Here is a 12,419-nt window from a genome sequence, read left to right as displayed (position 1 = left end):
CCGCGTCCCCGCGTCCCCGCGTCCCCGCGTCCCCGCGTCCCCGCGTCCCCGCGTCCCCGCGTCCCCGCGTCCCCGCGTCCCCGCGTCCCCGCGTCCCCGCGTCCCCGCGTCCCCGCGTCCCCGCGTCGAGGATTATCGCGGTGGCTGGACGTACGTGAGCTGCGCACGTTTGACTCCGCGACGGTTCATCGCTCTCGGCGCTTCCATCTCCCGTCGAGGGTTGCGACGACGACCTGCCCGCTCTCCCTGGCGTGTGAAGCGAGGACGAGTGTTTCACGTGAAACAGCGCCTTACTCTCGGCGTGGTTTCACGTGAAACAGCCGTCGGTCACTCCTGCGCGTCCCGCATTGCCCGTACGGCCTCAGGCACCATGGTGTCGATGATGCGCTCAAGGTCATCGATCGTCGCGAACTCCACGACGATGCGGCCCTTGCGGCGTCCCAGATCGACTTTGACCTTGGTCTCGAAATGGTCGGAGAGGCGGTCGGCGAGATGCGTGAGCTCGGGGGCGGTGGGCTTGGCGGCCTGGCGTTCACGGGGGGCCTTCTGGGCGGCCTGGGCGCTCCCCATGGCGACGATCTCTTCGACCGCCCGCACCGAAAGGAGCTCCGCCACGATCCGCTGCGCGAGCTGGATCTGCTCCTCTACGGAGCTCAGCCCCAGCAGAGCTCGGGCATGGCCGGCACTGATGACACCGGCGGCAACCTTGGGCTGGATCTCGGGCGGGAGGTTCAGCAGGCGGAGGGTGTTGGTGATGTGAGAACGCGAGCGGCCGACCTTCTGTGCCAGCTGGTCGTGCGTTGCCTGGAAGTCGTCAAGAAGTTGCTGGTATGCCGCGGCCTCTTCCAGCGGGTTCAGCTGCTCACGCTGAAGGTTTTCGATGAGGGCGTCCCGCAGGAGGTCGGTGTTCTGCGTGTTGCGGACAATCGCGGGGACCGGGTCGAGACCGACCTGCTTGCACGCCCGCCAGCGCCGCTCCCCCATGATCAGCTCGTACTGTCCGCCGCCGACGGACCGCACCACGATCGGCTGCAGGAGCCCCACCTCGCGGATGGACTTCGCAAGCTCCTCAAGGCGTTCGCCGTCGAAGACCTCACGGGGCTGGCGCGGGTTGGGGACGATCGCCTCCAAGGCGATCTCCTTGAAGTACGCCCCGGCGACCGGCTTTGGGCCCGTCTCCGCCGTTGACCCGTTGGCCGGGGCCGGAACCGCCCCCGTGCCGTCAACGATGGGACCGGTCGGGATGAGCGCCCCGAGCCCCTTGCCCAATCCCCGCCGCTGCTGACTCACTGCGTCTCCTCATCCAGCCGGTCCATTCCGGTCACTCCTGGAGAGGTTACCGTTGCGCGCCGGACGGAGTGTCCGCTCGCCACACACCGTCCCGTTGGATTTACCCCGAGACGATCACAAATCTGCCCAACTCATGACCGCCCCCACGATCTCACGCTTCTCCCCCGCCCCAGCCGGCATCAGGTGACGTGAACGGGCGTGGCGCGCTCGGACGACGGTCGAGGCGCGGCGACCACGCCCTGGGGCAGGGCGTGAAGTCAGGCGACCGTGGCGCGGTGAGCGATCTCCCGGGCGGCGTCACTGTAGGCCATCGCACCGCTGGACCCCGGGTCGTACGTCATGACCGACTGGCCGTAGCTGGGCGCCTCCGACAGGCGGACGCTGCGCGGGATGACCGTGTTGAGCACCGTTTCGCCGAAGTGGGCCCGCACCTCGTCCGCCACCTGCGAGGCCAGCCGGGTGCGGCCGTCGTACATCGTGAGAACGATCGTCGACAGGTTGAGAGTCGGGTTGAGGTGCGCCTTGATCAGGTCAACGTTTCGCAGGAGCTGGCCGAGGCCTTCCAGCGCGTAGTATTCGCACTGGATGGGGATCATGACCTCGTCGGCGGCCACCAGGGCGTTCACGGTCAGGAGCCCCAGGGAGGGCGGGCAGTCGATGACGATGTAGTCGAGGTCGATCGCGTCGTAGGCCGCCAGCGCGCGGCGGAGGCGGGCTTCCCTCGCCACCAGGGAGACCAGCTCGATCTCCGCACCCGCCAGGTCGATGGTCGCCGGAGCGCAATAGAGGTTGGGCATGTCGGGCACTTGCTTGACGATGTCGGCCATGGGCAGGTCGTCCACAAGCACCTGATAGACATCAGGCACGTCGCCGCGGTGCTCCGTGGCCAGCGCGGTGGAAGCGTTGCCCTGAGGGTCGAGATCGACCACGAGGACTCGCTGGCCGTGCATCGACAGGGCGGCGGCGATGTTGACCGAGGTGGTGGTCTTGCCCACGCCGCCCTTCTGGTTGGCCACCGCGATCACCCTCGTCTTGGCCGGGCGAGGCCAGCTGCCGTCGCCGCCATTGGGGCTCTCGCCGGACTGGACGGCCGTGGGGGTTGCGGATGTTTCACGTGAAACCACTGAGCTGAGCGCCTCTCGTACCAACGGCGATTCGCCGGGGTTCAGGGGGGTCTGGGTCACGATGGCCATCCTTTCAACGAGTGGTGTGCCGGTGCCGGGAATTGGCTGTCGCGACACGCCCAATTCGGGCCAGCCAACTCCGGTTGGACTCTCGGACGGACGGCTGTCCGGCCAGCCAAGACCGCTTGACGCGACTGGCACAACCGTCACCTCCTTCGTCGCCGCCCGGCTCGCTCCGGCGCGCGACCCGCTACCACCCGAACCAATGTTGCAGGCGGCTCGACCTTACCGCGCCCGACGGTCACGAGCTCAGCCGTTCGGGCCCCGGTGGCGCGCAATTCGGCCTCCGCCTCGGCGAGCTCGCCCGCGGCACGCTCCCCCTTCATGGCGATCAGCTCGCCGCCTTCGCACAGCAGCGGCATGGCCCATCGGAGGAGGCGTTCGAGCGGGGCCACCGCGCGAGCGCTGGCGATGTCGTACTCGCGCTTGCCCGCCAGCTCCTCCGCCCGCCCGCGCAGCACCTCGACGTTACCGAGCTTGAGCGTGTCGACGCACTCCTGCAGGAACACGGTACGCCGAAGCAGCGGCTCCAGGAGTGTGACCGTGATGTCCGGACGGACGATCGCCAGCACGAGCCCCGGCAGCCCGGCGCCGGAGCCGATGTCCACCAGGCGCACATCAGGCGGCACGACCTCCGCCACGACCGCGCAGTTGAGCAGGTGGCGATCCCAGATCCGCGGCACCTCCCGCGGGCCCAGCAGCCCGCGGACGACTCCAGGACCCGCCAGCAGCTCGGCGTACGTGTTAGCACGCCCCCAAGCCTCCCCGGTGAAGACGTCACGCGCTATCTCCGGCGGCTCCGGAAGCTCATCGCTCACTGGTCGGTGGCCCTTTCTTGGTGCTTGGTCGAAGCCGGACGCCGATCGCCCTCGGGACAGCGAGGACGTCAGGAGTTCGTCCCCCACCCAAGGCTAGATGTGCGATCACAGGGGAAGACTAGCGGGCTGTCTCGCGGCTGACGCCGGGCCGCGCGAGCCGCGGGACCCGCGCGGCCGAGCGCGTCGACGTGGGTGCCCGCGTGGCGGCCGGTCACGATGGCTGAACATGCGAACGGCCGCCTGCCCCGCGTTCAGGCGGTGGGCAGGCGGCCGGTTGGGACGTGTCAAGCAGGCAGGACCACGACGTACCGCTGAGGCTCCTCGCCCTCCGACTCGCTGCGGAGCCCGGCGGTCGCCACGGCGTCGTGGACGATCTTGCGCTCGAACGGCGTCATCGGGTGCAGGGACTTCGGCTCGCCGCGTTCCCTGACCTGGTTGGCGACCTCGGTGCCGAGCTTGGTCAGCTCCGCCCTGCGGCGCTCGCGGTAGCCGGCCACGTCGAGCATCAACCTGGAACGCTCGCCGGTCTGCCGGTGCACGGCCAGGCGGGTCAGCTCCTGCAGCGCTTCGAGGACCTCTCCCCCGGGCCCCACCAGCTCCGTGCCCTTGAGCCCGACCACGGATACCAGGGCGCGGTCGCCCTCGACGTCCATGTCGATGTCGCCGTCGATGTCGGCGATGTCGAGAAGGCCCTCGACGTAGTCGGCAGCGATCTCGCCTTCCTGCTCCAGCGCGCTGAGATCAGGAGCCTTTTCCTGCTCGGCCTCGGTCATGGCCGGCCTCTCCTTCGTGTTCACGACTTCTTGCTGCCGGTGCGCTTGCTGCGGGACTGGCGGCTCGGCTGTTGCCTGATGATCTTAGGCTCCGGCGGGGGCGGCGGCGCCTGCTCCTCAGGGGGTGTCTTGCGAATCTTCGCGATCAGACCCTGCTTCGGCGGCACGGGGATCACGTTGCCCTTGGCGTCGTACTGCGGCATCGGGTGCCGGCTGTAGAACCAGTGCTGCTGGCCGAGCGTCCACACGTTGGTGGTGACCCAGTAGAGGATCAGGCCGAGGGGGAAGTTGAGGCTGAAGATGGCGAACAGCGGCGAGATGTACATCAGGATCTTCTGCTGCTGCGCCATGGGGTTGTCCGGCATCTGGGCCATGGACCGGGTGACGCTCTGCCGCACGGTGAGGAACGTGGTGAGCGAGCTGATCGCCACGAAGATGCCCAGCACGATCTTCGTCTGCACCGCGCCGGCCTGGAACGTCGCGAGCTGCTCGGCCGACATCCAGAAGTGGGCGGGCAGCGGGGCGCCGAAGATGTGGGCGCTTCTCGCGCTGTCGACCAGCTCCTGCGTCATGCCGTAGTCGGGCTCGCCGTTGGCCATCTTCTGGAGCACGGTGAACATGGAGATGAAGATGGGGAACTGCGCGACAACCGGCAGGCAGCCGCCGAGGGGGTTGGCTCCGGCGCCCTGGTAGAGCGCCATGACCTCCTGGTTCATCCGCTGCTTGTCGTTCTTGTAACGCTTGCGCAGCTCCTGCACCTTGGGGGCGAGTTCCTGCATCTTCCGCGAAGATCGCATCTGCTTCAGGAAGAGCGGGAAGATCAGGATCCGCATGAACACGGTCAGCGTGATGATCGTCAACGCCCAGGTCAGCCCGCTGTCCGGGTCGAGGACCGTGCTGAATGCAGTATGGATCCAGATGATGACTTGGGCTACGGCTTGGTACAGCCAGCTCAGCCAGGACAGCTCCACCGAGCTATCTCCCTTGCGTTTCGTGGGACCGGACCGGGCGTGGGGGCACCGGGTCAATACCTCCGGGATGGAATGGGTGGCACCGCCCGATGCGCCGGACAGTCAGCCACGTGCCGCGCAATGCTCCGTGCACGGCGATCGCCTCGAGTCCGTACGCGCTGCACGACGGATAGAACCGGCAGCGCGGACCGAGCATCGGGCCGATGAAGGCCCGGTAGAACCGGATGGGGAGGATGAGCGCCCGAGCGGCGGGGCTCGGCGCCACCACTTGCGGCTGCTCTGTCATCTCTGCTGTCCACCCGTCGAGGACTCGTGCCGCCTGAGCAAACGTTCCAGTGCGGAGTCGAGCTCGGCGGCCAGCTGCTCGAATCGCGCGGACGCGGCCGGTGGATTGGCGCGTACCACCAGAAGGCTACCTCGCGGCAGCCGGTCAAGACGGTCCCGCATCAGGTGTCGGAGCCGTCGCTTGACCTTGTTGCGCGTCACGGCGTCACCGACGGCCTTGCTCACCACGAAACCCACCAGGGGTTCGTTCTCCCCGGAAATGGTGAAATGCACCACTAGAGTCGGTCGGCCGGCGCGCTTGCCGCGCCGTACCGCCGCCTCGAACTCGTCCCCGCGTCGCATGCGGGATTGACGGGACAGCACCGTATACGCCTAACGCCCGCCGGCGAGATGCACCGGCGGGCCGACTATCAGGCGCGGGTCGATCAGGCCGACAGCTTCTCGCGGCCCTTACGGCGGCGAGCGGCGAGGATGGCGCGACCGGCCCGGGTGCGCATCCGCAGCCGGAAGCCGTGGGTCTTCGCGCGGCGACGGTTGTTCGGCTGGAAAGTACGCTTGCTCACGGGTGGGCTCCAGGCTTGATGATGCGCCACGACGGCGCTTAACACACAGGATGGCCTGTCAGGAAAGCGAGGGCACGCGAAATAGCCGTCGCGTGACAAGCCGACCGTCGTACGTTACGGGGGAAGCGCGGCCCAGGTCAAACCAGACCGGTTGTCCACTAATCCACAGGCGACTTTTCCACTGCCGCGCCAGCGTCCACAGTATGTGCACCCAGGTGCCACTACGCTGTGGACAACGCCTTGAACGCAGCTGTGCACATAGATACTGTCGGCCCTTCTGGGCCTGCTCCAAGGCTGTGCACAACCTGTGGATCTCCTGTGGAGGGCCTGTGGAGGCCGGGACGAGAAGCCCGGCAGCCACGCTGTGGACGAAGGGGTCGCCGAGAGCCGGAGGCGGCCCCGCCATGTGGATAACGATCGCGGGGGGCCGCGAGAGGGAGGAGGGGGAGCCGCATCATGAACGCTGTCGACCTCGGCACGGTATGGGCGAGGGCCTTGGCCAACTTCCTCAATGAGAACGTGCCGGTGCAGCAGCGCACATGGCTGTCGATGGTGCGTCCGATCGCCCTGGCCAACGACACGATCGTGCTCGGCGTCCCCAACGACTTCCTCAAGGACCTCATCGAGGGCAAGCTGCGCCCGCTCGTCGCGCACGCGCTGTCGCAGGAGCTCGGCCGGACGATGCGGCTGGCGGTGATGATCGACACGACGGCGCCTGAGCAGCCGCCCGGGGACGTTCATCAACAGCCTGTGACTCACAGTTATCCCCAGGATGTGGAGAGTCAGCCGCGTTATGCACAGCCTGCGCAACCGCAGCACAACCAGGCTTCCGAGCCTCCACAGTTCTATTCTCCACAGCCCGAGCCGCCCCAGATATCCACCGAATATCCACAGCAGAGCTTCTCTTTTGAACAGGCGCAGCCGTACACACCGCCTGTGGAAAAGAGCCCCGAGCCGGCGCCGAACCGCTGGGAGGCCAAGAGCAACAAGCCCAGCGAACCAGCCCGTCTCAACCAGAAATACACATTCGAGACATTCGTCATCGGCGCCAGCAACCGGTTCGCCCACGCGGCGGCCGTGGCGGTGGCCGAATCCCCCGCGAAGGCGTACAACCCTCTCTTCATCTACGGCGATTCGGGGCTGGGGAAGACGCATCTGCTGCACGCGATCGGGCACTACGCCCAGAGCTTGTACGACGGAGCGCGGGTCAGGTACGTGAGCTCGGAGGAGTTCACCAACGACTTCATCAACAGCATCCGCGACCACAAGGCCGACGGGTTCCGCGGCCGCTACCGCGCGATCGACATCCTGCTTGTGGACGACATCCAGTTCCTGGAGGGCAAGGAGCAGACGCAGGAGGAGTTCTTCCACACCTTCAACACGCTCCACAACGCCAACAAGCAGATCGTCATCTCCAGCGACCGGGCGCCGAAGCAGCTGATCACGCTGGAGGACCGGCTGCGCAACCGGTTCGAGTGGGGCCTGATCACCGACGTGCAGCCGCCCGAGCTGGAGACGCGGATCGCCATCCTCAGGAAGAAGGCCATCCAGGAAGGGCTGGCCGCGCCGCCCGAGGTGCTCGAATACATCGCGAGCCGCATCTCCACCAACATCCGCGAGCTGGAAGGCGCCCTGATCAGGGTCACCGCGTTCGCCAGCCTCAACCGGCAGGGCGTCGACCTGCAGCTCGCCGAGGTGGTGCTGAAGGACCTCATCACCTCGGAGTCCGACACCGAGATCACCATCGCGGCGATCATGAGCGAGACCGCCCAGTACTTCGGCATCAGCATCGACGACCTGTGCGGCACCTCCCGCAGCCGGGCGCTCGTCAACGCCAGGCAGATCGCCATGTATCTCGCCCGCGAGCTGACCGAGCTGTCGCTGCCGAAGATCGGCCAGCAGTTCGGGGGGCGCGACCACACCACCGTGATGCACGCCGAGCGCAAGATCCGCTCGCTCATCGCGGAGCGAAGGTCGATGTACAACCAGGTCAACGAGTTGACAATGCGGATCAAGCAGACACCCCGTGGATCTTGAGTTCATACACAGCCTGTGGAAAACACTGTGGACCAGCGGAAACGCAAAAATTCACTCGCCGTTCGCCCAACAATGCTGGGAAAAATCCGTCCACAATGGTTGGGGACAACGGTGGGGACATCCTGGGGAGAACCTGGGGACTACCAGTGGACAGTGTGTGGACAGACTGTGAACAACGGATCTGGGGCTCCAGAAGGGCCCTTAATACCCCGTGGATAACCTGTGGAAACCTCGTGGATAACCCCGGTCCGGCCGTGGATGAAGGCACCAAGATCTGGGGACGGCCTGTGGGCGAAGAATCTCTGTCCCCAGGCACGGAAGTTCTCCCCAGGCGTCACCCACAGCGGCAGTGGATGAAAATATGGCCGTTGACCTGCCAAGACGCTGGTTGTCCACAGGATCCACAGCCCCTAGTGTGATGACCTCCTATCTCTCTTACTAAGAAACTCAAAGACCCATAGAGGGGTTCTCCCGGAGCGCGAGTCCGGGAGGGTGGATCCTTGAGATCCTTGAAGCAACGACGAACCCAGGAGGCTGATCACCGTGATGTTCCGAATCGAGCGAGACGTCCTCGCTGAGGCGGTGGCATGGACGGCACGCAGTCTCCCGGCGCGGCCGTCGGTGCCCGTGCTCGCCGGCATGCGCCTCGAGGTCACCGACGAGCAGCAGCTCAAGCTCTCCGGATTCGACTACGAGGTCTCCGCCGAGGTGACGCTCGAGGTCCACACCGGCGAGCCGGGGGTCGTGCTCGTCTCGGGCAAGCTGCTCGCCGAGATCACCCGGTCGCTTCCCGCACAGCCTGTGGATTTCGTGGTGGACGGCGCCAAGGCGGTCGTCACGTGCGGCAGCGCGCGATTCACCCTGTTGACCATGCCTGTGGAGGACTACCCGTCGCTCCCCGCCATGCCGCCGGCCGCGGGCCGCGTCGGCAGCGACGTGTTCGCCTCGGCCGTCGGCCAGGTCGCCGTCGCCGCGGGCCGGGACGACACGCTGCCGATGCTCACAGGCGTGCGCATGGAGATCGAGGGCGACACGGTGACCCTCGCCGCGACCGACCGCTACCGGCTGGCCGTACGCGAGCTGAAGTGGCAGCCGGGGCAGCCCGACTTCTCCGCCATCGCGATGATCCCCGGCAAGACGCTCGCCGACACCGCCAAGGCGCTCGGCGCAACCGGTGCCGAGGTGGAGGTCGCGCTCAGCTCCGCCGGAGGCACCGGCGAAGGCATGATCGGCTTCTCCAGCGCCGGGCGGCGCACCACGACCCGGCTGCTCGACCCCGAGTTCCCCAAATACCGTTCGCTCCTGCCCACCGAGTTCTCCGCCCGCGCCGAGCTGTCCACAGGCCCGTTCGTCGAGGCGGTCAAGCGCGTGGCCCTGGTCGCCGAGCGCAACACCCCCGTACGGCTGGCGTTCAGGAGCGGCGAGGTCGTGCTGGAGGCGGGCAGCGGCGACGAGGCGCAGGCCGTCGAGGCGCTGCCCGTCGACTACGAGGGCGAGGAGATGAACATCGCCTTCAACCACCAGTTCCTGCTGGAAGGGCTGGGCGCCATCGACTCCGACGTGGCCCGGCTGCAGATGACCACCTCGACGAAGCCCGCTATCCTCACCGGTGGCAAGCCTGTGGACGACGCGGCCGCGGCGGACTATCGCTACCTGATCATGCCCATCCGCCTGTCAGGCTGACCCGGCCTTCGGGGATGATGGAAGCCTGACTAGGGGGTAGAACAACATGCAGATCGGCATGGTCGGACTGGGCAAGATGGGCGGCAACATGGCCGAGCGGCTGCGCCGCGGCGGCCATGAGGTCGTCGGCTACGACCGTGACCCGGCGATCAGCGACGTGGGCAGCCTGAAAGAGCTGGCCGAGCGCCTGCGAGCGCCCCGCGCCGTCTGGGTGATGGTGCCCGCGGGCAAGCCCACCCAGTCCACGATCGACGATCTCGGCGAGCTGCTGGACGAGGGCGACATCGTCGTCGACGGCGGAAACTCCCACTACGGCGACGACCAGAAGCACGCCGGCGAGCTGGCGGAGAAGGGCATCGGGTTCGTCGACTGCGGCGTGAGCGGCGGTGTCTGGGGCCTGGAGAACGGCTACGCGCTCATGTGCGGCGGCGACTCCGCCAACGTCGAGCGGCTGATGCCGATCTTCGACACGCTCAAGCCCGAGGGCGAGGACGGCTTCGTGCACGCCGGCGACGTCGGCGCCGGGCACTTCGCGAAGATGGTCCACAACGGCATCGAATACGGCATGATGCAGGCGTTCGCGGAGGGCTGGGAGCTGCTCGAGGCCTCCGACGTCGTCAAAGACGTCAAGGGCTCCTTCAGCAGCTGGCGCACCGGCACTGTGATCCGCTCCTGGCTGCTCGACCTGATGGTGCGCGCGCTCGACGACGACGAGCATCTCGACCAGCTCCGCGGCTACGCGCAAGACTCCGGCGAAGGCCGGTGGACGGTGCAGGCGGCCGTCGACCACGCCGTCCCGCTGCCGGTCATCACCGCCGCGCTCTACGCCAGGTTCGCCTCGCGCCAGGACGACTCCCCCGCGATGAAGGTCGTCGCGGCGCTGCGCAACCAGTTCGGCGGGCACGCGACCACCGCGGCGGAGGGCAGCACGGACAAGGGCGCCGACGCGCCGGGCGCCGACGTCACGCCGCCCCGCGAGAGCGAACGCTAGCCGTCACGGCCCCCGCCCGCCTTTCGCGAGCCGGTGACCCCGGGGGCGCGCGTGGCCCACTAACCTTCGTGGGGTGCATGTCGCCCACCTCTCGCTGACCGACTTCCGGTCCTACGCGTCCGTGGAGCTCGGCCTGGAGCCGGGCGTCACGGCGTTCGTCGGGCCCAACGGCCAGGGCAAGACCAACCTGGTCGAGGCCCTCGGCTACGTCGCGACGCACTCCAGCCACCGGGTGGCCGGCGACGCGCCCCTCGTCCAGCAGGGCGCCACGCGGGCGGTCATACGCTGCGCCGTGCAGCGCGACGACCGGCGGGCGCTCATCGAGCTGGAGATCAACCCGGGCCGTGCCAACCGTGCCAGGCTCAACCGCTCGCCCGTGCCGAGGGCGCGCGACGTCGTGGGCCTGCTGCGCACCGTGTTGTTCGCCCCCGAGGACCTGTCGCTGTCCAAGGGCGACCCGTCGGAGCGCCGCCGGTTCCTCGACGAGCTGCTGGTGGCCAGAGCTCCCAGGTTCGCCGGTGTGCGCGCCGACTACGACCGGGTGCTCAAGCAGCGCGGAGCCCTGCTCCGTACGGCCGCGCAGGCCCGCAGAGGCAGCAGGAGCGCCAGGAGGGCGGAGAGCGACACCGGGTTCGCCGCGGCCGGCGCGGGCGACGTGCTGAGCACACTGGAGGTGTGGGACGCCCACCTCGCCAGGCATGGCGCCGAGCTGTTGCGGGCCCGGCTCGAGCTCATCGAGGCGCTGCGCCCGCTGGTCGCGGGGGCCTACGCCGCGCTCGCCCCCGCCAGCGCGCCGGCGACGCTGGCCTATCGCAGCACGTTGTCCACAGGTGGGGATGACGGTGAGGGCGGCGGACTGCTCGAAGACGCCGGTGAGCGGGGATCTTCCGCTGCACAGACGTTATCCACAGACCTGGGGAAAACCCTTGAGGAGCGCATCCGCGAGCGCCTGCTCGAGGTGCGCCAGTCCGAGCTGGAACGAGGAGTCACACTCGTCGGCCCCCACCGCGACGACCTGATCCTCGGCCTCGGCGACCTGCCCGCCCGTGGCTACGCCAGCCACGGGGAGTCCTGGTCGTTCGCGCTGGCGCTGCGGCTGGCCGCCTACGACCTGCTGCGTGCCGACGGCGGCGATCCCGTGCTGATCCTCGACGACGTGTTCGCCGAGCTCGACACCCAGCGCAGGCGCCGCCTCGCCGAGATCGTCGCGCCGGCCGAGCAGGTGCTCATCACGGCAGCCGTGCCCGACGACGTGCCCAAGGAGCTGTCAGGAGGCAGATACGACGTCGCTGAGGGGGGAGTGACCCGTGTCCGCTGACGAGAACGCCACCGCCAGGGGCGCCGCGATGGCCAGGGAGAAGCTCGCCCAGGCCAAGGCCGACGCGGCCAAACGCGGCCAGCTCCCCCGGCGCGAGCCCAGGCGTAGGGCGGCGGGGCCGCGCCGTGAGGGCGGTGACCCCCAGCTTTTCGGTCGTGCCATCGCCGACCTGCTCGCCGACCGCGGCTGGGAACGCCCGGCGGCCGTCGGCGCGGTGTTCGGGCGCTGGGCCGACATCGTGGGCCCCGACCTGGCCGCCCACACCAGACCCGAGTCGTTCGACGACGGTGAGGTGCTGATCGCGGCCGACTCGACGGCCTGGGCCACGCAGGTACGGCTGCTCGCGCGCACCCTCGTACGCAGGCTCAACGAGGAGCTCGGCGACGGCACGGTGACGAAGGTCAAGGTCAGGGGGCCGCAGAACGCACCGCGCCCGTCAGGTGGATTGCGGGTGACCGGAAGTCGGGGTCCCGGCGACACTTATGGGTAGCCGCGCGCGACGTGTG

Annotated in this window: 13 protein-coding genes; 5 read left to right on the top strand and 8 right to left on the bottom strand. The window is 68.2% G+C overall.

Features of this window, described 5'->3' with window-relative positions:
* Window positions 1–327 precede the first annotated feature (327 nt).
* The 8 genes from ABGB14_RS48490 to rpmH all read right to left on the bottom strand — a co-directional run bounded on the left by ABGB14_RS48490 (window position 328) and on the right by rpmH (window position 5,884).
* The gene (locus ABGB14_RS48490; RefSeq protein WP_347650663.1) at window positions 328–1,290 is read right to left on the bottom strand and encodes a ParB/RepB/Spo0J family partition protein; all 963 of its coding nucleotides are present in this window, start codon (window positions 1,288–1,290) and stop codon (window positions 328–330) included.
* A 257-nt stretch (window positions 1,291–1,547) separates the two neighbouring features.
* Entirely contained in the window at window positions 1,548–2,483 is a 936-nt protein-coding gene (locus ABGB14_RS48485) for a ParA family protein (protein ID WP_347650662.1), read from the bottom strand.
* A gap of 137 nt (window positions 2,484–2,620) precedes the next feature.
* Window positions 2,621–3,292 (bottom strand): 16S rRNA (guanine(527)-N(7))-methyltransferase RsmG, encoded by a 672-nt coding sequence (gene rsmG / locus ABGB14_RS48480; RefSeq protein WP_347650661.1) that lies wholly within the window; start codon window positions 3,290–3,292, stop codon window positions 2,621–2,623.
* Window positions 3,293–3,576: 284 nt separating this feature from the next.
* Complete coding sequence (locus ABGB14_RS48475; RefSeq protein ID WP_347650660.1) at window positions 3,577–4,065, bottom strand: R3H domain-containing nucleic acid-binding protein; 489 nt, start codon at window positions 4,063–4,065, stop codon at window positions 3,577–3,579.
* 20 nt (window positions 4,066–4,085) lie between these two features.
* Window positions 4,086–5,036, bottom strand: coding sequence for a membrane protein insertase YidC (gene yidC / locus ABGB14_RS48470; protein ID WP_347650659.1), 951 nt, complete (start codon window positions 5,034–5,036; stop codon window positions 4,086–4,088).
* A 4-nt stretch (window positions 5,037–5,040) separates the two neighbouring features.
* A complete protein-coding gene (gene yidD / locus ABGB14_RS48465) occupies window positions 5,041–5,322 on the bottom strand; it encodes a membrane protein insertion efficiency factor YidD (protein WP_132632270.1) in 282 nt (93 codons plus the stop codon).
* Window positions 5,319–5,684, bottom strand: a complete 366-nt coding sequence (gene rnpA, locus ABGB14_RS48460; RefSeq protein WP_347650658.1) for a ribonuclease P protein component — start codon at window positions 5,682–5,684, stop codon at window positions 5,319–5,321. The genes yidD and rnpA overlap by 4 nt, the downstream gene beginning before the upstream one ends.
* 62 nt (window positions 5,685–5,746) lie before the next feature.
* Entirely contained in the window at window positions 5,747–5,884 is a 138-nt protein-coding gene (gene rpmH / locus ABGB14_RS48455; protein ID WP_043614899.1) for a 50S ribosomal protein L34, read from the bottom strand.
* Between the two features lie 456 nt (window positions 5,885–6,340).
* Here rpmH and dnaA point away from each other — a divergent pair, with 456 nt between their 5' ends.
* The 5 genes from dnaA (at window position 6,341) to ABGB14_RS48430 (ending at window position 12,403) form a co-directional block, all read left to right on the top strand.
* Window positions 6,341–7,921: a chromosomal replication initiator protein DnaA gene (gene dnaA / locus ABGB14_RS48450; protein ID WP_347650657.1), complete on the top strand. Its 1,581-nt coding sequence runs from the start codon at window positions 6,341–6,343 to the stop codon at window positions 7,919–7,921.
* Between the two features lie 543 nt (window positions 7,922–8,464).
* Window positions 8,465–9,604, top strand: coding sequence for a DNA polymerase III subunit beta (gene dnaN / locus ABGB14_RS48445; protein ID WP_347650656.1), 1,140 nt, complete (start codon window positions 8,465–8,467; stop codon window positions 9,602–9,604).
* A gap of 46 nt (window positions 9,605–9,650) precedes the next feature.
* Entirely contained in the window at window positions 9,651–10,595 is a 945-nt protein-coding gene (gene gnd, locus ABGB14_RS48440) for a phosphogluconate dehydrogenase (NAD(+)-dependent, decarboxylating) (RefSeq protein WP_347650655.1), read from the top strand.
* Window positions 10,596–10,668: 73 nt separating this feature from the next.
* Window positions 10,669–11,913 carry a DNA replication/repair protein RecF gene (recF, locus tag ABGB14_RS48435; protein WP_347650654.1) on the top strand — a complete coding sequence of 415 codons (1,245 nt, stop codon included), beginning with the start codon at window positions 10,669–10,671 and terminating at the stop codon, window positions 11,911–11,913.
* Window positions 11,903–12,403: a DciA family protein gene (locus tag ABGB14_RS48430; protein ID WP_347622925.1), complete on the top strand. Its 501-nt coding sequence runs from the start codon at window positions 11,903–11,905 to the stop codon at window positions 12,401–12,403. The genes recF and ABGB14_RS48430 overlap by 11 nt, the downstream gene beginning before the upstream one ends.
* Window positions 12,404–12,419 lie beyond the last annotated feature (16 nt).

The sequence above is a fragment of the Nonomuraea sp. B10E15 genome (assembly GCF_039871615.1).
Lineage (GTDB): Bacteria > Actinomycetota > Actinomycetes > Streptosporangiales > Streptosporangiaceae > Nonomuraea.
This window is presented reverse-complemented; position numbering and strand designations above follow the sequence as displayed.

Bases quoted from the DNA above. Each gene is read 5' to 3' on its own strand.
- dnaA (WP_347650657.1), top strand. From the start codon at position 6,341: ATGAACGCTGTCGACCTCGGCACGGTATGGGCGAGGGCCTTGGCCAAC.
- yidD (WP_132632270.1), bottom strand. From the start codon at position 5,322: ATGACAGAGCAGCCGCAAGTGGTGGCGCCGAGCCCCGCCGCTCGGGCG.
- ABGB14_RS48485 (WP_347650662.1), bottom strand. From the start codon at position 2,483: ATGGCCATCGTGACCCAGACCCCCCTGAACCCCGGCGAATCGCCGTTG.
- gnd (WP_347650655.1), top strand. From the start codon at position 9,651: ATGCAGATCGGCATGGTCGGACTGGGCAAGATGGGCGGCAACATGGCC.
- ABGB14_RS48475 (WP_347650660.1), bottom strand. From the start codon at position 4,065: ATGACCGAGGCCGAGCAGGAAAAGGCTCCTGATCTCAGCGCGCTGGAG.